20 protein-coding genes are annotated in these 20,030 nt (G+C 71.5%); 11 read left to right on the forward strand and 9 right to left on the reverse strand.

The features are described 5' to 3' along the window. Positions 1-59: 59 nt before the first annotated feature. The gene (locus tag QQ657_RS13870) at positions 60-857 is read left to right on the forward strand and encodes a DUF4184 family protein (protein ID WP_284742516.1); all 798 of its coding nucleotides are present in this window, start codon (positions 60-62) and stop codon (positions 855-857) included. Positions 858-874: 17 nt separating this feature from the next. Here the strand turns inward: QQ657_RS13870 and QQ657_RS13875 are convergent, their stop codons facing one another. Genes QQ657_RS13875 through QQ657_RS13885 form a run of 3 tightly spaced genes read right to left on the reverse strand, consistent with a single transcriptional unit; the run spans position 875 to position 3,194 of the window. Further along, entirely contained in the window at positions 875-1,669 is a 795-nt protein-coding gene (locus QQ657_RS13875) for a siderophore-interacting protein (protein ID WP_284742517.1), read from the reverse strand. After that, positions 1,669-2,553, reverse strand: coding sequence for a PDR/VanB family oxidoreductase (locus QQ657_RS13880; RefSeq protein WP_284742518.1), 885 nt, complete (start codon positions 2,551-2,553; stop codon positions 1,669-1,671). The genes QQ657_RS13875 and QQ657_RS13880 overlap by 1 nt, the downstream gene beginning before the upstream one ends. A 2-nt stretch (positions 2,554-2,555) precedes the next feature. Continuing rightward, positions 2,556-3,194 (reverse strand): MSMEG_1061 family FMN-dependent PPOX-type flavoprotein, encoded by a 639-nt coding sequence (locus QQ657_RS13885; protein WP_284742519.1) that lies wholly within the window; start codon positions 3,192-3,194, stop codon positions 2,556-2,558. Positions 3,195-3,262: 68 nt separating this feature from the next. Here QQ657_RS13885 and QQ657_RS13890 point away from each other — a divergent pair, with 68 nt between their 5' ends. Continuing rightward, a complete protein-coding gene (locus QQ657_RS13890; protein WP_284742520.1) occupies positions 3,263-3,880 on the forward strand; it encodes a TetR/AcrR family transcriptional regulator in 618 nt (205 codons plus the stop codon). Here the strand turns inward: QQ657_RS13890 and QQ657_RS13895 are convergent. From QQ657_RS13895 to QQ657_RS13905, 3 genes are read right to left on the reverse strand one after another with little or no spacing between them, the layout of a single operon-like run. Then, the gene (locus tag QQ657_RS13895) at positions 3,870-5,138 is read right to left on the reverse strand and encodes a right-handed parallel beta-helix repeat-containing protein (protein ID WP_284742521.1); all 1,269 of its coding nucleotides are present in this window, start codon (positions 5,136-5,138) and stop codon (positions 3,870-3,872) included. The two genes, QQ657_RS13890 and QQ657_RS13895, sit on opposite strands and share 11 nt — an antisense overlap. A gap of 47 nt (positions 5,139-5,185) precedes the next feature. Continuing rightward, positions 5,186-6,085, reverse strand: coding sequence for a phosphotransferase (locus QQ657_RS13900; RefSeq protein ID WP_284742522.1), 900 nt, complete (start codon positions 6,083-6,085; stop codon positions 5,186-5,188). Further along, positions 6,082-6,660 carry a LuxR C-terminal-related transcriptional regulator gene (locus QQ657_RS13905; protein WP_284742523.1) on the reverse strand — a complete coding sequence of 193 codons (579 nt, stop codon included), beginning with the start codon at positions 6,658-6,660 and terminating at the stop codon, positions 6,082-6,084. Before QQ657_RS13905 ends, QQ657_RS13900 begins: the two co-directional genes overlap by 4 nt. Positions 6,661-6,684: 24 nt before the next feature. Between QQ657_RS13905 and QQ657_RS13910 the strand changes: the two genes are divergently transcribed. Further along, complete coding sequence (locus QQ657_RS13910; protein WP_284742524.1) at positions 6,685-7,674, forward strand: histidine kinase; 990 nt, start codon at positions 6,685-6,687, stop codon at positions 7,672-7,674. On the opposite strand, the gene QQ657_RS13915 is transcribed toward QQ657_RS13910, so the two are convergent. Continuing rightward, on the reverse strand, positions 7,616-8,347 hold the full coding sequence (locus QQ657_RS13915; protein ID WP_284742525.1) for a polysaccharide deacetylase family protein: 732 nt from the start codon (positions 8,345-8,347) through the stop codon (positions 7,616-7,618). The two genes, QQ657_RS13910 and QQ657_RS13915, sit on opposite strands and share 59 nt — an antisense overlap. A 92-nt stretch (positions 8,348-8,439) precedes the next feature. Here QQ657_RS13915 and QQ657_RS13920 point away from each other — a divergent pair, with 92 nt between their 5' ends. After that, on the forward strand, positions 8,440-8,646 hold the full coding sequence (locus QQ657_RS13920; RefSeq protein WP_284742754.1) for a helix-turn-helix domain-containing protein: 207 nt from the start codon (positions 8,440-8,442) through the stop codon (positions 8,644-8,646). Continuing rightward, positions 8,646-9,308 carry a Clp protease N-terminal domain-containing protein gene (locus tag QQ657_RS13925; protein WP_284742526.1) on the forward strand — a complete coding sequence of 221 codons (663 nt, stop codon included), beginning with the start codon at positions 8,646-8,648 and terminating at the stop codon, positions 9,306-9,308. The genes QQ657_RS13920 and QQ657_RS13925 overlap by 1 nt, the downstream gene beginning before the upstream one ends. Positions 9,309-9,345: 37 nt before the next feature. Here QQ657_RS13925 and QQ657_RS13930 read toward each other — a convergent pair whose 3' ends face one another. Further along, positions 9,346-10,152, reverse strand: a complete 807-nt coding sequence (locus QQ657_RS13930; protein WP_284742527.1) for an NAD-dependent epimerase/dehydratase family protein — start codon at positions 10,150-10,152, stop codon at positions 9,346-9,348. A gap of 26 nt (positions 10,153-10,178) precedes the next feature. Beyond that, complete coding sequence (locus tag QQ657_RS13935) at positions 10,179-10,988, reverse strand: IclR family transcriptional regulator (RefSeq protein ID WP_284742528.1); 810 nt, start codon at positions 10,986-10,988, stop codon at positions 10,179-10,181. A gap of 159 nt (positions 10,989-11,147) precedes the next feature. Here QQ657_RS13935 and QQ657_RS13940 point away from each other — a divergent pair, with 159 nt between their 5' ends. From QQ657_RS13940 to QQ657_RS13965, 6 genes are all read left to right on the forward strand, one after another. Beyond that, a complete protein-coding gene (locus QQ657_RS13940; RefSeq protein WP_284742529.1) occupies positions 11,148-12,653 on the forward strand; it encodes a sodium:solute symporter family protein in 1,506 nt (501 codons plus the stop codon). A 51-nt stretch (positions 12,654-12,704) separates the two neighbouring features. Next, complete coding sequence (locus tag QQ657_RS13945) at positions 12,705-13,640, forward strand: 5-dehydro-4-deoxyglucarate dehydratase (RefSeq protein ID WP_284742530.1); 936 nt, start codon at positions 12,705-12,707, stop codon at positions 13,638-13,640. Next, on the forward strand, positions 13,640-14,896 hold the full coding sequence (locus tag QQ657_RS13950; RefSeq protein ID WP_284742531.1) for a glucarate dehydratase family protein: 1,257 nt from the start codon (positions 13,640-13,642) through the stop codon (positions 14,894-14,896). The genes QQ657_RS13945 and QQ657_RS13950 overlap by 1 nt, the downstream gene beginning before the upstream one ends. 4 nt (positions 14,897-14,900) lie before the next feature. Further along, on the forward strand, positions 14,901-16,040 hold the full coding sequence (locus QQ657_RS13955; protein ID WP_284742532.1) for a hypothetical protein: 1,140 nt from the start codon (positions 14,901-14,903) through the stop codon (positions 16,038-16,040). Between the two features lie 16 nt (positions 16,041-16,056). Further along, positions 16,057-17,511, forward strand: coding sequence for an aldehyde dehydrogenase (NADP(+)) (locus QQ657_RS13960; protein WP_284742533.1), 1,455 nt, complete (start codon positions 16,057-16,059; stop codon positions 17,509-17,511). Between the two features lie 148 nt (positions 17,512-17,659). Further along, the gene (locus QQ657_RS13965; protein ID WP_284742534.1) at positions 17,660-20,026 is read left to right on the forward strand and encodes a polysaccharide lyase 8 family protein; all 2,367 of its coding nucleotides are present in this window, start codon (positions 17,660-17,662) and stop codon (positions 20,024-20,026) included. Positions 20,027-20,030 lie beyond the last annotated feature (4 nt).

Below are 20,030 nucleotides of genomic sequence, written 5' to 3' on the forward strand. Positions count from 1 at the left end.
GAACCTCGCCCGGGGCCGGACGTCTTCACTGGAGTTCCGCTTGAGCCTTAGGGAGTCCGTTGCCGTTCACCTTCGCCCACCCGGCCGCCGTGCTGCCGCTGGCCCGCCGGCTGTGGCTGCCGGGTCTCGTCGCGGGCTCGCTGGCGCCCGACGTCGCCTACTACGTGCCGCTGCCGGGCGGCGAGCTCACCCACGAGCCGCTCGGGCTCGTGACGCTGGACGTGCTGCTGGGGCTCGTGCTGGTCGCGGCCGGCTACGCCGTGCTCGGCCCCGTCCTGGCGCTCGGCCCGGCGGGCCTGCGGGACCGGGTGCCACGGCCGGCCGTGCGCGTGCGGTGGCCCGGAGCGGTGGTGGCGATCGTGGTGGGAGCGGCCACCCACCTGCTCTGGGACGCCTTCACGCACACGGCCGGCTTCATGGTCCGGCACTGGCCGCTGCTGCGGGTGCCGGTGACCGGGCCGCACCGGCTGTACAACGTCGTCGGCTACGTCTCGTCGGTGCTGGGCCTCGTCGTGCTGGGTGTGGTGGCGGCGCGCTGGTACCGCCGGACGCCGCGGGCGGACCGCGCCTGGCCGGTGCTGTCGCGAGCCGCCCGGACGGTGGTGTTCGCCGGGCTCGGCGTGGGCCTGGTGGCCGGCGCGCTGCTCGGCCTGACCGACCCGGTGAGCCGGGTGAGCGGCTACGACTGGGTCCGGTGCCTCCTGCTCGGCGCGGTCCGCGGGTTCGCCCTGGCAGCGACGGCCTACGTACTCGCCTGGACAGCCATCTCACGTACCCAGAGGGTCGGCTCGCGTACCCAGACAGTCGGCTCACGAGCCGACCCTCCAGGTACGCGGGCCGACTGTTCAGGTACGTGAGCCGACTCTTCGGGTAGTCAGCCTGGGGCTGCTCGGCCGTGGCGCCAGTAGCCGAGGAACGCGATGTCGGACTTCGCCCAGCCTCGGTCCCGCACCAGGTGACGGCGGACCCCGGTCGCCAGCGCGGACTCACCGGCCACCCACGCGTAAGCCCGCTCACCAGGCAAGTCGGCCGCGCGGACCGTCTCCAGCGCCAGGACCCCCGGGCGATCCGGCCGGAGCCGCGGCAGCCAGTGCACCCGCACCCCCGGCGGCGCCGGCACGTCCCGGACGTCCGCGGCCGACGGCACCTCCAGGAACACCTCGGCCACCAGGTCGTCCGCGGCGCTCTCGAGGATCGCCAGGATCGCCGGCACCGCGCTCTCGTCCCCGGCCAGCAGCTGCCACGCCACCCCGGCCGGCGGCAGGTAGCTCACGCCCAGGTCGAAGATGCCCGCCGGATCGCCGGGACGCGCCCGCCGGGCCCACTCGGCCGCCGGGGCGTCGCCGTCGTGCAGCGCGAACTCGATGTCGATCTCACCGGGACGCGCTCGCCGGATCGTGTAGTTGCGGACCCAGGGCCGGCGCGATTTCGGCAGCAGCAGCACCTCGGCCATCCAGCCCTCGTTGTCCAGGGTCGGCATCCGCAGCCCGTCCTGGCCCACCCGCGGGAAGAACAGCCGCACGGCCTGGTCGTCGCCCGCCACCTCGAGGTCCGCCACCGACGGGCCGCCGAGCGTGACCGTCCGGAACGCCGGACTGGGCGCGGTGTTCGCCAGGACTTCGAGCGTGATCATCCGCCGGGACGCGGGGCGGCGCACCTTCGGGATCATCAGACGTCCAGCACGAGCCGCGGCGACAACGCCCGCGACACGCACGCGTACATCCGCCCCGTGGGCGCGCCGATGTCGTCGCGGTGCTCGGGTTCGCCGTCGAGCACTGACAGCTCGCAGCTCCCGCAGACGCCTTCGCGGCACCCCGACGGCACCGGCCGCCCGGCGTGGTTCAGCGCGTCGAGCAGGGATTCGTCGGCCGGGACCTGGATCGTCGCCCCGGACCGCGCGCAGACCACCTCGAACGCGGTGTCGGGCCCGAAGACCCGCGCGGTCGGCTGGAACCGTTCGGCGTGCACGCGCGGGAACACCGCTTCGGCCGCCGCGAGCATCGACGCGGGTCCGCAGCAGTAGACCTCACCCGTGAAATCCGCGAAAGAAGCGAGATCCGGCCGGCCCTGGGAGAACAGGGAGACGCGTTCGCCATACGTGGCACCGAGTTCCGCCGCGAACGGCATGGTCGACGCCGACCGTCCCACGTAGACGAGCGAAGCGGCAGCCCCGGCGGCGACGGCCGCCCGCAGCATCGGCACGATCGGCGTGATCCCGATCCCGCCCGCCAGGAACAGGTAGTCCGGCGCGGGAACGAGCGGGAAGTGGTTGCGCGGCGAGGAAACTTCCAGCGTCCGTCCCGGGCCGAGGTACCAGTGGATGTACTCCGACCCACCCCGGCTCAGCGGGTCGAGCCGGACCGCGATCCGGTACGCCGAGAGGTCGCCGGGGTCACCGCACAGCGAGTACTGCCGCGTCAGCCAGTTCGGCAGCGCCAGGTCGATGTGCGCGCCCGGCTCCCACGCTTCCAAGGGCCCTTCGTCACCGCGAAGCACCAGCGAGACGACGTCGTCGGCGACGCGCTCGACCCGCTCCAAGATCGTTTTCTGCATGGTCAGTACAACTTCCGGTAGCTGTCTTCGAGGAGCTGCTCGAACACCGCCGGGTCGACGGCCACGCCCAGCTGGTCGGTGACGATCTCGCCGGCCGACGGCATGTTCTCCGCGAGCGCCTGGCTCGCCGGATCCCACAGCCGCGACCGCAGCAGCGCGCGGCCGCAGTGGAAGTACGTCTCGGCGACCTCGACGATGATGGCGAAGATCGGCGCCTTGGCCTCGGTGCGCATCCGGGCGAGCACGTCCGGGTCGTCGGTGACGTACGCGCTTCCGTTGACACGCAGGACTTCCCGCATGCCGGGGATGAGGAACAGCAGGCCGACGCCGTCGTTCTCGGCGATGTTGCGGAACGAGTCGGCGATCTTGTTGCCGGGCCGGTCGGGCAGCGCGACCGTGTGCTCGTCGAGGACCTTCACGAAGCCGGGGTAGTCGCCGCGGGGCGAGCAGTCCGCGCGGCCCGCGGCGTCGGAGGTGGCCAGCGCGAGGAACGGCGCGTGCGCGATGAACCGGCGGGCGTGCTTGTCGACGTGGTCGAGCTTCTTGCCCTCGATCATCTCCTCGGGGGCGCCCAGCCGGCTCCGCACTTCGGCCATGGACACCCGCCGGTACCGGGTACTCAGCGTATTTGTGCTGGTCATGGCATAATTATGAGCAAATACTCAGGTCTTGCGCTACTCGCTTTTCGAGGCGCGCGGAAGGGAGCGCCGTGTCGTCGGACCAGCGCCGCATCCAGCCACGTAAACAGCCCCGGCAGGTCCGCGCCGAGCTGACCCGGCAGCGGATCCTGACGGCGGCTGCTCACGTTTTCGGCGAACACGGCTACGCCGCCGGCACCACGAACCGCATCGCCGAGCAGGCCGGGATCTCCATCGGCTCGCTGTACCAGTACTTCCCGAACAAGGACGCGATCCTCGCCGAGCTGCTGCTGCGCCACCTCGACGACGGCGCGGCCGCCACCGCGAAGATCCAGGCCGGGCAGCTGCCCGGCCCGATCGACGAGGTCTTCCGCGTCTTCGTCCGGGGTGCGATCGACACCCACCTCGACGAGCCACAGCTGCTGCGCGTGCTGCTCGAGCAGGCGCCGCGGTCACGGCACCTGCTGGAGAAGGTGGAACGGCTCAAGCAGTCGCTGGTCGGCTACCTGCGGGAGCTCCTGGACGACCACCCCGAGGTCCGGATCACCGATACCGAGACAGCGGCCCGGCTGATCGTCACGACGGTCGAGCTGGTCGTCCACCAGCTCGTGGCCGACCACGAGCCGGTGGACGTCGACCGGCTGGAGGACGAGATGGTCGCGATGCTGACGCGCTACGTCAGGGGGTGAACTGGTAGGCACCGGCGTCGACCCGGCTGCCGACGGCGTTCCCGTCGACGTCGACGTCCGCGTACTTCGTCGTGCCGAGGCCGATGGCCGGGCTCCCGGCGGTGAGGACGAGGTTCGTGGCCGAGGTGAACTTCGGGTCGGCGACCTTGTCCGTGGCGCCCGGCGTGAACTGCCGCTGGCCGCCGAAGAAGACGTTGTGGTCGGTGGCGGTCCAGCCGTCGTCGGCGTACCCGATCTTCATGGCGGACTGGATGACGTTCTGCGTCAGCTTCAGCGTCTGGTTCGTGCAGCCGCCGTAGCAGACGAAGCCCTCGGATTCGGCGTTGCTCAGCCGGACGGAGTTGTTGCGGAAGACCGTGCCGGTCACCGGGCCGTTGCCGTCCTCGGCACCGCGCGTCACGATGCCGCCGCGGGTCTTCGCGCCGAAGACCGCGTTGTACTCGTAGACGTTGTCGCGGGACACGCCGTCCGGGTCGTCGGCGTCGGTGCCGAGCTCGGTGAAGGACTCGTTGTCCTCGGAAATGTTGTGGTGGATGACGTTGCCCGAGCCGTAGAAGATCTCCACGGCGGCCCCGTCGAGGCCGCCGAAGTCGTCGCTCACCGCGATCGAGCCGCTGATCCGGTTCCAGCCGATGTCGGACCCGTTGCCCTGCACGAGGATCGCGAACGCGCCGGAGTCGTCGTTGCCACCCGGCGTCACGACGGTCATGTGGTTGTTGTCGACGAGGTCGTTCTGCGTGACCTCGGTGCCGTCGGCGGACGGCGCGATGTAGACGCCCGCGCCGGCGCCGGTGATGTAGTTCGACAGCACCTTGTCGTGATCGCCGCCGACTTCGACGCCGGCCCAGGAGCAGCGTCCCGCGTCGGCCGCGACACCCACCTGCAGGTCCTGCACCCAGAGGTAGTTCCCCGGCAGGTTCACGCACGCTTCTTCGTTGCCTTGCACGATCGGACGCGCGCCGTCGCCGTACGCGCCGATCGTCACCGGGGCCGACGCGCTGCCGGAGCCGCGCACGGCCAGCCCGCCGCTCCAGGTCCGGCCGCGGCGCAGCAGCACGGTGTCGCCGGGGTTCAGCGTCGTCGCGGCGATCTTGGCGAGGGACTTCCACGGCGCGGTCTGCGACGTCCCGGCCGCGCTGTCGCTGCCGAGCGTCTGGTCGACGTAGTAGGTCTTCGTGGCCGCGGCGGCGTCGGTGGCGGTGAGGGTGCCGGCCGCGAGGGCGGCGAACACGCCCAGCGAGAGCAGTTTCTTCGACATGGCGGGCGACGGTAGGCCGGGCCTGTACACGGGCCGTACAAGTCCGGTCAGGCGTTCGCGCGGCGAAGGCGTTCGGCCGTCTGCGCGCGGACGGCGTCACCGGACACCGGGGGATCGCCGTGCAGCGCTTCGCAGCGTGCGTTGTGCGCGGCCGCCCACAGGCCGGCTGCCCAGGCGATCTCCCGTTCCTCCGCGGTGAACCGGCGGCCCCGGAGGTCCTGGTAGGTCGTCAGGAAGACCTCGGAGCTCTCGATCGGGGCCAGCGTCGGTGGCGAATCACTGGTGAACGCACCGCTTGCCGCACCCGCCAAAGCCGCTTCCGGCTGCCAAGCCAGGCTGTCCCAGTCGTGCACCGACCGGATGTCCTCGTGCCAGCGGAGGTTCTGGGCTTCGAAGTCCGCGTGGCCCAGCACGCACGGCAGATCGGTGGCCAGCAACCGCTTGCGGGCCCGGAAAGCAGCCTCGGCGACGTACTCCGGCACGACACTCTGGTCCCGCTCGTCGAGGAAGCCGATCGCGGGCCACAGCCCGGGATCCCGGTGGTCCCAGCGTGCCCAGCGCGGGTTCGGCAGCGGCGGTGTGACGACCACGTCGGCCAGCTCGGCCATCAGCCACGCGAACACCGTCGCGTACCGCACGGCGACGTCCGGAGTGTCGCCGCGCAGCACCGCACCGCCGGGCCGGTACTCCTCGGCGTGCACGGCCAGCCCGCCGGTGACGGACACTCCGGTGATCGGCCGGGGACACGGAAACCCGCGCTCCGCCAAGCGATCCTGCGCGGCGACGCACGAGGACGCCCGGCCGTCGTCCTCCCGCGCCTTCACCACGACTTCGCGTCCGTCGGCCAGCCGCAGGCCGCACACCGAGGAGAGGGACTGCCGTTCGAAGAGCACCTCGACCGGGGTGCTTCCCAGGTGCTCGGCGCACCAGGGCGAAAGCCAGGTCACCGGTCGCGCGCCACGAGCGCCGCCTGGGTGCGGCTCGTGACGCCCAGCTTGGCCAGCACGTTCCCGACGTGCACCTTGACCGTCCGCTCGGCCAGCCGCAGCCGCGCCGCGATGTCCCGATTGGACAGTCCTTCGCCGAGCAGCTCCAGCACGTCCCGCTCACGCGGGGTCAGCACACCGCCGCCGCTCAGCGCGGAAGCCACCGCCGGGCTCAGCGCGGTCACGCCCTGGTGCGCGGCCCGGACGGCGGCCGCGAGCTCGTCGCCGGACGAGTCCTTCAGCACGAACCCGGCTGCGCCCGCGCTGAGTGCTTCGCGGATCTCGCGAGGTCGGCCGACCGTGGTCAGCATCAGCACGCGTGGCGCCGGGGTCCGCAGCCGGCGCAGGACTTCGAGGCCGTCCATGCCGGGCAGGTAGAGGTCGAGCAGGACGACGTCGGCCTCGACGGCGGAGCCGAGCAGCTCCGGCCCGCTCGCGTACTGCGCGACGACGTCGAGGTCCGGCTGCGCCCCCAGGATCAGGGCGATGCCCTCGCGCACCAGCGCGTGGTCGTCGACGACCTGAACCCGGATCATGCCGGGCACTCTACTGTCGGTCGTATGCGCCAGTCTCTCGTCACGACGGCCGCGGCCGCGGCGGTGTTCTTCGCCAGCGGCGCCTGGACCCCGCACCAGGGCTGGCTCGCCGCGCTGCTCAGCGCCGTCCAGCTGGTCCCGCTGCTCTGGTCGCGCCGCGCGCCCGCCCTCGTGCTGGTGGTCGTCACCCTCGCGACGGCCGGGCACCTGCTGCTCGACCAGCCGCGCAACACGATGTACGTGCCGGTGCTGCTCGCGCTCTACAGCACGCCGCAGCGAGGGCTCGCGGCCGCGGCGGCGCTCGTGGTCGGCGCCGCCGTGTTCCCGGCGAAGGGCCCGTTCGACGGCATGCTCCTGGCCATCACGATCTGCGCGGTCGCCTGGCTGCTCGGCGCCGAACGCCGGCGCGCGCTCGCCGACCGGGCCGAGCGCGCGGCCCGGCGGCTGCACGACACGCTCGCCCAGACCACGGCCGTGATGCTCGTGCAGGCCGAGACCCTGCGCGCGGTCGGCGACCAGAACGGCCCCGACCCCGCAACCCACCGCACCCACCAGGCCGCCGGGCGTGGCGCGCTCACGCTCGTCCGGCGCACGCTCGACGACCTCCGGGAGGACGAGGACCGGGCCCCCGACCTCGCCGAGGTGCTGGCCCGGCTGCGCACCGCGGGGCTCGTCCTCGACCGCGACCCGGTGCTGCCCGCCTTGCCGCGGCCGATGCGGGAGCTGGCCGAACGGTTCGTCGCGGAGACGGCCGTGAACGCGTTGCGGCACAACGGTCCCGGTGCCCGCCTCCGGTTCGACGTCGAAACCGGCGACCGGGTGACGATCACCGCGCGCAACCCGCTCAAGGGCATTCCGCGCACGGGCGGGGGCTACGGCCTGGCGGGACTCGCGGAGCAGGCCGCGGCGGCCGGGGGAGTGCTGACGCACGGGCCGCGGGACGGCGAGTGGGTCGTCAGTGTCGGGCTGCCAGCAGCTGCGACACGGTCACGAACCGGTAGCCGCGCTGCTTGAGCCCATCGATGATCGGCCCGATCGCCTGCCGGGTCTGCTCGCGCGAGGCGTACATGCCGTGCAGCACCACGATCGAGCCGGGCCGGACTTGGTCCAGCGTGGTGCGCTCGACGGTGGCGGTGTCCGGGATGCCGTCGGAGTCCGGCTCGACGTCCCAGGTGATCGTCGTGCGGTTGTGCTCGGCCAGATAATGGGGCAGGGCGAAGAGCTTCTTGCCGTAGGGCGGGCGGAACAGGATGTCGCCGGTGTAGCCGGCGGTGCGGATGAGCGCGTCGGTGGCCTCGACCTCGTCCGCGACCCAGGCCGGCGTCACGCCGATCATGTGGTCGTGCGAGAAGCTGTGGTTGCCGATTTCGTGGCCCGCCGCGACGAGGTCGCGGGCCAGGTCCGGGTGCGCGGCGATGTCGCTGCCGATGAGGAAGAAGGTCGCGGGCACCTGACGGCTCTTCAAGGTGTCCAGGATCGTGTGGGTCCCCGCGGGATCGGGTCCGTCGTCGAAGGTGAGGGCGACGACCTTCTCGGTGGTGTCGACGCGGTTCACGAGCGTGCCGAAGAACTGGAAGGTCGGCGACTTCGACACCTGGAACAGCGTGAACGCGGCGGCGAGGACGACGACCAGGACACTCGCCACGACGATGGTCCACTTCCGCGCGCGGCGGGATTTCAAGATCATGGCGCCACCCTGGCTTCACCCGAAGAGACGAGGAAGCCGCGAAGGTACTAGTACCAAGGCCGGTGTCAGCATATGCTGACGACGTGACCTCGATGATCGATCTCGACCGGGCCGTGCGCAGTGCCGACCCGGACGTCGCGCTCCGGGCGGTCGCCCGCTTGCGGCGGCTGGCCGAAGGGCTCGAGGCCGACCAGGTCGCCCTCGCGCGGCGGGCCGGCTGGTCGTGGCAGGACATCGCCGAGCGGCTCGGCGTCACCAAGCAGACCGTGCACCGCAAGTACCGCGGCCGGGAGGGCTGATGTTCCAGGGAGACGATCCGGCGCTGGACCGGACGTTCGGCCGCGCGGGCGCGCTGGCCCGCGAACTCGGGCATCCCCGGGTCGGCAGCGAGCACCTGCTGCTCGCGCTCACCGAAGGACCGCTGTCCGGGCTGGCCGGCATCGAGCGGGCCGTCCGCCTGGCGGCCCCGGACGGCGCGGGCGCGGCCGCCGACCGTGCGGCGTTCGCCGTCCTCGGCATCGATCTCGGACCGCTGCCCGGTGCCCTGGCGGATCGTCCGCCGGCCACGGAACCCTTGCTGCCGTTCGGTGCCGCGCGGGCACGGCGGCACTGCGCGCGGGCGAAGCCACCGATCGGCCTCGACGTCCAAGCCGCCTACGGTGCTTCGCTGCGGCTCGCGCTCGCCCGGCGAGAACGCCGTCACCGCGACGAGCACCTCGCGCTGACGCTCGTCGCACTCGATCCCGGGGTCGACTGGGTGTTGCGCGCGGCCGGTGGCGACCCTGCCGCGCTGCTCGCCGGCCTCGCCGGAGCCTTCCCGCCGCCTCGGCGCAACCGGCTGCTGCGCGCCGAACGCCGGCTGGGGTATCGCGTGCGGTGCCGGGACATCGTCCGCCGCTACGAGCACACGACCGGCCGGACGGTCGTCGCGCCCGCGGCTCTCGCTGCCCTGACGCACTGAAGGACGCTCTCGTCACCGAAAGCGTCCTTCAGGGGGGTCAGAGCGGGTTGAAGACGCCCAGGGGAGCGGTGCAGAACGGGCCGCCGACGTACTCCGCCGCAGCTCCGGTCGGGGCCGGCTTCGACGCCAGCTGCTCCGCGTACACCTCGGCGTCGTCCAGGGACTTGTAGCCGAGCGCCTCCGCCTCTTCCAGGGAGTAGATCCGGCGCGTGTTGTCCGAGACGCCCCAGATCAGCCGGTAGCCCGGCGACGGCGCCGACAGGCAGGCTTCGAACAGCCGGGCGCCGTCGTCGGGGGAGAGCCACGTCGTCAGGCCGCGCGGGCCCAGCGGCAACGGCGTCTCGAAGCACGAGCCGATGCGGATCACGATGACGTCCATGCCGAACCGCGAGTGGTACAGGCTCCCCAGTGCCTCGATCGCGGCCTTGCTGACGCCGTAGTACGTGTCCGGGCGCGGCGAAGAGTCCGCCGGGAGGTCGGAGTCGTTGCGGCGGAAGCCGACCGCGTGGTTGCTGGAAGCCAGGATCACCCGCGAAATCCCCGCCGTCCGCGCCGCCTCCAGGACCGTCTGCGTCCCGTTGATGTTGACGTCGAGGGTCGCTTCCCACGTGTTCTCGCGGCTGTGCCCGCCGAGGTGGATCAGCGCGTCGACGCCTTCGCACGCCGCCGCCATCGCCGCCGGGTCGGTGACCGACGCCGTCACGATCTCTTCGGAGGCGTCCGACGCCGTCTGCGGGGCCAGGTCGAGCAGGCGCAGCACGCGGCCGTCGCGCTTGAGGCGGGGGCGCATCAGGGTGCCGACGACACCCGCCGACCCGGTGATGAGCACACGCTGGTCCGTCATGGGGTTCCTCTCAGTAAGGGCGGCGGTCAGCGAATACCGGCGCGGCGCAGCTGCTGCCCGAGCTCGGCGGTGATTTCGGCGAGCAGTTCGCCGACGCGCTGCGCGTCGGCGTCGGTCACCTGGGAGATCGGCATCGAGCAGCTGATCGCGTCCGTGCCCGGGATCCGGTACGGGATTACCGCGGCGACGCACCGGACGCCCAGCGTTCCCTCTTCGATCTCGGCGGCGTACCCGCGCTCGCGCGTCGCGGCGCACTCGGCGTGCAGGCCGTCGAGGGTGGTGATGGTGTTCGGCGTCAGCGCGGTCAGCGTCGCCGGCATCAGCGCCTCGATCTCGTCGTGCGTCAGCTCGGCCAGCAGCGCTTTGCCCAGCGCGGTCGCGTGCGTGGGCAGCGTGCGCCCGACGCGGGAGACGAGGTGCGTGGAGCGTTGCGACTCGCGCGTCTCCAGGTAGACGACCTCGGTGCCGTTGCGCCGCGCGAAGTGCGCGGTGAAACCGGTCTTCTCCCGGATGCGCTCCAGGGCTTCGGTGGCGAACGGGACGACGGCGTCGCGGTCCAGGTACGCCGTGCCGCAGATCAGCGCGCGGACGCCGAGGCGGTAGCGGGCGGTGTTGGCGTCCGCCTCCAGCCAGCCGGCTTCCAGCAGCGTCCGCAGCAGGCCGTGCAGTGACGAGCGCGGGAAGCCCGTGCGCGCGTGCAGGTCCGAAAGGGACAGCCAGACGTCGTTCGCCGCGAAGGTCTCGATGAGGTCGACGGCCCGGCGCGCGGACTTCACTCCCGACGACTCCGCGGGGGCACCGTCGGCCGCTACCGGGTTGTCCACCTTCTGCGGCATTTGTGCTCCTCCGTCCGGCCGTTGACTTGTGACTCCGGCCATATTAGCGTCCCGAACAACGTTCTTATGGATGAACATAATCACTATAACAGACTCCGTTCATGGATGTGAACATCTCCTTCGAGACCGCATCGACGTGGACGCGGAAAGGAGCCTGCGGTGCACGCACTCGACTGGGCGATGGTCTGCGCGTATTTCGCGCTGATGATCGTCATCGGCTGGTGGTCGCACAAACGGGTCAGCGACGTGAAGGACTTCTTCACGGCCGGCGGCAAGATGCCGTGGTGGCTGGCCGGCATCTCGCACCACATGTCCGGCTACAGCGCTGTGCTCTTCGTCGCGTACGCGGGCGTCGCGTACACCAGCGGCGTCACCGTGTACTTCTGGGGCTTCGCCAGCATCGGCATCGGCGTCGGGATCGGCAGCTGGCTGTTCGCCGCCCGCTGGAACCGGTTGCGCTCGAAGCTCGGCGTCGCCTCGCCGCTGGAGTACCTGGCCAAGCGGTACAACGTGCCGACGCAGCAGGCGCTCGCGTGGAGCGGCAGCCTGCTGAAGATCTTCGACATCGCGGCCAAGTGGTTCGCCGTCGCGACGCTGCTGCACGTCTTCGCCGGCCTGGACTACAACCTCGGCATCCTCATCACCGGCGCCGTCACCCTCGTCTACTGCACCATCGGCGGGCTGTGGGCCGACGCGCTCACCGACTTCGGCCAGTTCGTCATCCAGGGCATCGCCGCGATCGTGATGATCGTCGTCGTGCTCGGCAAGCTCGGCGGGGTCTCCGCGCTCTGGACGATGTGGGACAAGCTGCCCGAGAACCACGTCGATCCGGTGACGTCCAAGTACACCACCATCTTCTTGCTCGTTTACGTGCTCGTGAAGACGCTGGAGTACAACGGAGGCATGTGGAACCTGGCGCAGCGCTACATGGCGGCGCCGAACACCCACGAGGCCCGGCGCGGCGCGCGGCTTTCGTCCGCGCTGTACCTCTTGTGGCCCCTGGTGCTGATGTTCCCGATGTTCGCGGCGCCGCTGCTCATCCCCGGCATCAAGGACCCGACGCAGTCCTACGCGATCATGACCACGACGTTCCTCCCGCCGGGCCTGGTCGGCCTGGTGCTGGCCGGGATCTTCTCGCACACCATGGCGATGGTCTCCTCCGACGCCAACGCGATCTCCGCGGTGATCACCCGCGACATGATCCCGGCGATGGTCCGCCGCACCCGGCAGTGGACCGACAGGCAGGGCCTCAAGGCCGCGCGGATCACCACGGTCGTGTTCGTCGCGCTGACCATGCTCGTGGCCACGCAGGCGCAGAACCTCGGCGGCGTGCTGCAGATCGTCGTCAACTGGGTCGCCGCGCTGATGGGCCCGATCTCCATCCCGCTGCTGCTGGGCATGCTGCCGTGGTTCCGCAAGTGCGGCCCTCGCGCGGCGCTGGTCTCCTGGGCGGGCGGCCTGATCGCCTACGGTCTCTGCTACTACGTCTTCACCGCGAACCAGACGGTGCTCGTCGCGACGCCGATCCTGGTCTCGCTCGCCCTGTTCGCCGGCCTCGGCCTGATCGCGCCCGAGCGCAGCGCGGTCGCCGATGAGATCGTCGACACCGTGAACACCGACGACGACGTCGACCGCACGAAGGAAGGCACGACCGTGCCCGCCTGACGTTGGCCTTACCCGGCCGAACCCGAATAAAGGACGAGAGAGCAGAAACTGATGGCACAGAACGAGATCGAGCTGGACGGCCTGCTGGCGTTCCCCCTCACCCCGTTCACCGAGGACCTCGAGGTCAACCTCGACGCGCTCGCGGAGAACGTGGAGAGCCACATCGCGGCGGGCGCCGGTGCGCTGTTCGTCGCGTGCGGCACCGGCGAGTTCAGCTCGCTCTCGCCCGCCGAGCACGCCTCGGTGCTCACCCGGTCGCGTGAGGTGGCCGCCGGCCGCGTCCCGGTCTGGGTGGGCGCCGGGGGCGGCGCGGCGGCGGCGCGGGCCGGCATCGCGGCGGCCCAGGCCGGGGGTGCGGACGGCGTCCTGCTGCTGCCGCCGTACCTGGTCTCCGGGCCGCAGACCGGGCTGGTCGACTTCGTCCGGTACGCCGTCGGCGACTCGTCCGTGCCGGTCATCGTCTACCACCGCGGCACCGGCGTGTTCGGCGCGCCGGCCGCGGCTTCGCTGCTCGAGATTCCCTCGATCGTGGGCCTCAAGGACGGCTACGGCGACGTCGAGGTGATGACCCGGATCGTCACCACGATCCGGTCGCTGGACACCGACCGGGCGCGGAACTTCCTGTTCTTCAACGGCTTGCCGACCGCGGAGGTCTCGGCCAAGGCGTACGCCTCGATCGGCGTCGCCCGCTACTCCTCGGCCGTGCACTGCTTCGCGCCCGAGATCGCGCACCGCTTCCACCGCGCGCTCGGCGAGGGCGACACCCGCGTGATGGACGCGCTGCTGACCGGTTTCTACCTGCCGCTGGTGGCGTTGCGGGACGAGACGCCCGGCTTCGCCGTGTCCCTGGTCAAGGCCGCCGCCCGGTTGCGCGGCGACAAGGTCGGCCCGGTCCGGCCGCCGCTGGTCGAACCGACGCCGGAGCAGATCCACCGGCTCGAGAAGATCGTGGAGGACGGCTTCGGCACGTTGAAGGCGCTGAACTGATGAAGATCCTCGATGTGGTGCTGACGCCGGTCGCGTTCGCCGACCCGCCGCTGCTCAACGTCATGGGCGTGCACGAGCCGTTCGCGCTGCGCAGCGTCGTGCAGGTCAAGTGCGAAGACGGCATCGTCGGGCTCGGCGAGTCCTACGGCGACAACGCGTTCCTCGGCGAGGTGCGCAAGGTGCTGCCGCAGCTGCGCGGCCACGACGTCTTCGACCTGCCCGGCCTGCAGCGGCTGGTCGCGCGGGCGCTGTCGGGCACGGTCCTGACCGACGCCCACGGGCTGATCGGCGGGTTCTCGATCCGCAAGACCGTCGCGAGCGTCTATTCGCTGTTCGAGGTCGCCTGCCTGGACGCGCAGGGGCAGTACCTCGGCCGCCCGATCACCGACCTGCTCGGCGGGAAGGCCCGCGACGCCGTCGAGTTCTCCGCCTACCTGTTCTACAAGTACGGCGAGCACGTCGACGGCCGCGAGGACTCCTGGGGCGAGATCACCACGCCCGAGACCCTGGTCGGCTCCGCGAAGCGGATGATCGACGAGTACGGCTTCCGCTCGATCAAGCTCAAGGGCGGCGTCTTCGAGCCCGAGCAGGAGGTCGACGGGATCCGCGCGCTGGCCGAGGCGTTCCCCGGGCACCCGCTGCGGATCGACCCGAACGGCGCGTGGACGGTCGAGACCGGCATCCGGGTCGCGTCCGAACTGGACGGTGTCCTGGAGTACCTCGAAGACCCGACGCCGGGCATCGACGGCATGGCCCAGGTGGCCGAAGCGGCGTCGATGCCCCTGGCCACCAACATGTGCGTGGTGAACTTCGGCGACATCGAGCCGGGCTTCCGGGCGCGCGCGATCGGTGTGCTGCTCTCGGACCACCACTTCTGGGGCGGCCTGCGGGCGACGCAGTCGCTGTCGACGACGTGCGAGAGCTTCGGCGTCGGCCTGTCGATGCACTCCAACAGCCACCTCGGGATCAGCCTGGCCGCGATGGTCCAGGTCGCCGCGGCGACCCCGCACCTCACCTACGCCTGCGACACGCACTGGCCGTGGAAGGTCGAGGACGTCATCGAGCCGGGCGTGCTGGAGTTCCGGGAGGGTGCCGTCGCGGTGCCGTCGACTCCGGGTCTGGGCGTCAAGCTGGACGAGGACGCGCTGGCCCGGCTGCACGAGAACTACGTCCGATGTGGACTGACCAAGCGGGACGACGTGACCTACATGCGCAAGTACGTGCCCGGGTTCGAGCCGAACACGGCGAGGTGGTGACCCGGTGAAGGTGACGGGATACGCCTACCCCTGGGACGTCCTGGAGGCCGGGTTCGCCTCGCGGGCCCGCGATCTCGGCGTCGACGAAGTGGCCGTCGCACTGTCGTATCACAGCGCCCGCGCGGCGACGCCGTGGTCGGCATCGAACACTGCTGTGGTGGCGCGGCACGCGGCGTTCTACCGGCCGGTGCGTGCGGAAGCCTGGGAAGGCAAACGCTTGCGTCCGTCCACTCCGGACTGGGTAGCTGCCCAGGACAGCGGTTCTGACGCCGTTCGGGTGCTGAACGAGGCCGGCATCCCGGCGGCCGCGTGGATCGTGCTGACCCACAATTCGCAGCTCGGCTACGAGCACCCGGACGTCGTGGTGCGCAACTGTTTCGGCGAGGCTTACCCCTGGGCGCTGTGCCCGTCGCAGCCCGCGGTCCGCGAGTATGCGGCGACGCTGACCGCCGAGGCCGTCGCCGGGCTGGAGCTGTCGTCGGTGATCCTCGAGGCCTGCGGTCCGCTCGGCGCGGTGCACCAGCACCAGCACGAGAAGACCGACGGCGTCTGGGCGCCCGCGGTGGCCCGGCTGCTGTCGATCTGCTGCTGTGACGCCTGCGCTTCTTCGTGGGACGTCGGCGCGGACGCCGTCCGGGCGCAGCTCGCCGAGGAGGTCCGGCGGCTGGTCGCGACCGGCGACCTGGGCGTGACGGCCGATGGCTTGCCGCCCTCGTTGACCTCGATGCTGCTGCGTACCCGGCAGCAGGCCACCGACGAGCTGCGGGCCGCGGTGCTGGCGTCGTTGCCGGCGGGACCGCGGATCGTGCTGCACGGCGCGCTCGATCCGTGGGTCACCGGTGCGCTGCCGGGGCTGACGCCGTCCGCTGCGGAGGACGTCGACGCGGTCGTATTGTTCGGGTGGGCGCCCGCGACGGGCGCCGAAGCCGTCGCCGCGGCCCGGGAAGCCCTGCCCGAGCGGGTCGCGATCGGCAGCTACATCACCGCGGTCGCCGCCGCGCCGGTGCCGGACATCGCCGCGTACGCCGGCGAGCTGGCCAAGGCGGGCGCGGCCGAGCTGCACCTGTACCACCTCGGACTGGCCGGTCCGGGCCGCTGGAGCGACCTGGCCTCGGCCACCGCCGCCGCCCACGAGATCCACTGAGGAGCTGTACCAAGTCATGAGCCAGGCCACTGACGCCGCTACGCTCGAGAAGATCCTTTCGGGGGCCGCCGCGGCGGCCCGTCCCGCCGCCGCGGCCACCCCGGCCGAGCGCGCCGGCTGGCTCGTCGCGGCCGCCGACGCCCTCGACGCCGCCGCGGACGAACTCGTCCCGCTCGCCCACAGCGAGACCCACCTGCCGGCCACCCCGCGGCTGGCCGGGGAGCTGAAGCGCACGACGTTCCAGCTCCGCCTGTTCGGCGAGGTGCTCACCGACGGCGAGTACCTCGGTGCCACGGTCGACCACGCCGACCCGGACTGGCCGATGGGCCCGCGCCCGGACATCCGCCGGGTCAAGACCGCGATCGGCCCGGTGCTGGTGTTCGCCGCCAGCAACTTCCCGTTCGCGTTCAGCGTCGCCGGCGGTGACACGGCGTCCGCGCTCGCCGCGGGCTGCCCGGTGATCCTCAAGGCCCACCCCGGTCACCCCGAGCTGTCCGCGCTGACCGGCCGGATCGTGCGCGAAGCCTTGGTCGGCGCGGGTGCGCCCGAAGGCATCTTCGACGTGATCTTCGGCCAGGAAGAGGGTGTCACCGCGCTGAAGGACCCGCGGATCGCGGCGGCGTCGTTCACCGGTTCCATCGCCGGCGGACGGGCGCTGTTCGACATCGCGAACGCCCGCCCGCGGCCGATCCCGTTCTACGGCGAGCTCGGCAGCGTCAACCCGGTCGTCGTCACCGAGGCCGCGATCGCCGCACGCGGGGAAGCCGTCGCGAAGGGCTACGCCGGGTCGTTCACGCTCGGCGCCGGCCAGTTCTGCACCAAGCCGGGTCTGCTGTTCCTGCCCGAAGACCACAACCTGACCGAGACCCTGCGCTCGGCGCTGGACGGCGCCGCGGCCCAGCCGATGCTCAACGACCGCATCGCCGCCGGGTACGCCGACAAGCTGGCGCAGCTGCGGGAGGTGCCCGGCGTCGACGTCGTGTCCGAGGCGGCTTCGGAGTCGCCGGCCTTCACGCCGACGCTGCTGGCCACCACCGGCAAGCAGTTCCTCGAAGGCGGCGACGCGGTGCACGAAGAGTGCTTCGGCCCGGCGTCGCTGATCGTCACCTACGCCGACCAGGCCGAGCTGCTGAGCCTGCTCGAAGTCATCGAACCGGGGCTCACCGCCACGATCCACGGCGAGGAGTCCGATGCGGACTGGATCCGGCCGGTGCTGCCGGCGCTGGGCCGCATCGCCGGCCGGCTGCTGTGGAACGACTGGCCCACCGGCGTCACGGTGAGCTGGGCCCAGGAGCACGGCGGCCCCTACCCGGCCACGACCGCCCCGACCACGACGTCCGTCGGCACCGCCGCGATCGAGCGCTTCCTGCGCCCGCTCGCGTGGCAGGGCTTCCCGGACACGCTGCTGCCCGAACCCCTGCAGGAGGCCAACCCCTGGCAGCTGCCCCGCCGCACCAACGGAACCCGCTGACCCGACAACGCGGCACTTTCACGTGAAAGTGCCCACCTGGCCCCGGCACTTTCACGTGAAAGTGCCGGGGCGCTCCACAACGCCGCCGCACAACTGAATCGCCCTTTCCCCGCAAGCCGAGGATGTCTTGATCCTGGGAGGCATTGTCATGCCCGTGAACCGGAGAAACGCCCTGCGCGGCGGCGCCCTGGCGGCCGCTTCCACCGTGTTCCTCACCCGTCCCGCGTTCGCTTCGGCGGCCCCGACCGCAGCCCCCGCCGCCAGTGGGGTGCCGACGGCCACCGCGCCGATCGTCGCCGCCTACCGGCAGCTGCAGACCGGCATCAACCGGCCGTCGCCGGAACGCACCGAAGCGCTGGCCAACCTGGGCCGCGTCGCGAAGGCGTACAACGCGAGCCTGTCCGTCGCCGGCGGCGGTGCTCCACTGTGGACGGACCTGCCGCTCGGCCCGGGCAGCGACTATACGACGTCGATGTACGCCCGGCTGCGCGCGATCGCCGTCGACTGGGGCACGCCGGGTGGCGCGCTGTCCGGCGACCCGGTGGTGCTCGACCGGATCAAGGCGGCGCTCGAGCTGATCTACGCGAGCCAGTACAACCCGCAGGTCGGCGAGATCGGCAACTGGTACACCTACGAGATCGGCGTCCCGTACTACGTGCTGCACACGCTTTCGGTGGTCGCCGACCAGCTGACCGCCGACGAGCTGGCCCGGTACGTGAGCCCGATCAAGCGGTTCGTCGGCAACCCGAACGTCCGCGCGAACAACACCGCGCTCGTCGAGACCGGCGCGAACCGCGCGGACAAGGGCCTGATCTCGATCGTCGCCGGCGCCCTGATCGGCGAAACGGCGTGGATCAAGACGGGCATCGACGCGCTCACCGACGTCGCCGGCGGGGGCGCGGCGAGCGTCGTCGCCAAGCTGGACCGCGCGGCCGGCGACGGCTTCCACGTCGACGGCTCGTTCATCCAGCACGACACGATCCCGTACCCCGGGCACTACGGCATCGTCCTGCTCACCGCGCTCGCCGGCGCCATCCATGTCACGCAGGGCACGGAGTTCGCGCTCCCGCAGCCGCTGAAGGACAAGATCTACGCGCTCGTCGCGGACAGCTTCGCGCCGTTCGTCTACGCGGGCGCGCTGATGGAACCGGTGCGCGGCCGGATGCTTTCGCGGCAGGGCGAGACCGGGCACGACATCGGCCACCAGCTGACGGTCGCGACGCTGGTCCTGGCCCGCACGGCGTCGGGGAAGACGAAGACCGACCTGAACGCCCTCGCCGCGAAGTGGCTCAAGGAAGGCACGTACGCGCCGTTCCTGAAGATCCCCGACCCGGAGCGGTTCGCGCCCGGCCCGGACCTGGTGGCGACGCCGGGGATCGAGTTCGCGCAGGACATGCTGGCCTCGGGCGCGCGCCCGGCGCGGGTGGTCGCCACGCACCGGGACTTCGGCCAGCAGGACCGGCTGGTGCACGTCACCGACGGCTGGTCGGCGTCGCTGGGTGTCAGCTCGACGCGGATCTCGCGCTACGAGTCCATCAACGGCCAGAACCTCAAGGGCTACTACGTCGGCGACGGCGTTCTCTACACGTTCCTGCCGAACGCCAAGGGCCACTACACCGACGCGTACTGGCCGACGGTCGACCCGCTGCTGCTGCCGGGCACGACCGAGAACGACGGCCCGGTCGACCCGAAGTTCGGCAACGTGCCGGTCGGCCCCAACCCGCACACCGGCGGCGTCCGCTGGGACGACGAGCACGGCGCCTTCGCGATGGACTTCAAGTCGTGGGACGGGTCGCTGGTCGCCAAGAAGTCGTGGTTCTTCACGCCGCCCGGGATCGTCTGCCTGGGCGCGGGGATCACCAGCACGTCGGCGTCGAACGTGCGCACGACGATCGAGAACCGCAACCTGGGGGAGGGCGGCCGCGGTGCGCTGACCGTCGACTTCCGGCGCGTCGCGACCGACCTCGGGAAGGCTTCCGCGTTGCGGCGGCCGCACTGGGTGCACCTGGAGAACGTCGGCGGGTACGTGCTCCTCGACGACGCTTCGGTGACGGCGTTGCGCGAGGACCGCACGGGCGCGTGGCGCGACATCGACACCGGCGCCAACACCAAAGGCACCACGACGCCGAACACGCGCCGGTACCAGAAGCTGGTGCTGGAGCACGGCGTCAAGCCTTCGGACGCGAGATACTCGTACGCGGTGCTGCCCGGGGCGTCGGTCCTCGGCACGGTCAGCGCGTCCTGGGCGTGGCAGGTGCGGGCGAACACCGCGACGGTCCAGGCGGTGCGGGCCGGTGACACCCTGCTGGCGAACTTCTTCGCGGCGGGCTCGGTCGATGACGTGCGCGTCTCCGGGCCCGCGTCGGTCGCGGTGGGGCGGTCCGGCTACCGGCGGGTGCTGGCGGTTTCGGACCCGACCCAGACGCAGGACAGCGTCACCGTGACCGTGCACGGGAAGTCCGTGACGGTGCCGCTCAAGGGCTCCTGCGGGGCGACGAAGGTCGTTCCGCTGTGACATG

Source organism: Amycolatopsis ponsaeliensis (assembly GCF_030182635.1).
In the GTDB taxonomy this organism is placed as follows: Bacteria; Actinomycetota; Actinomycetes; order Mycobacteriales; family Pseudonocardiaceae; genus Amycolatopsis; species Amycolatopsis ponsaeliensis.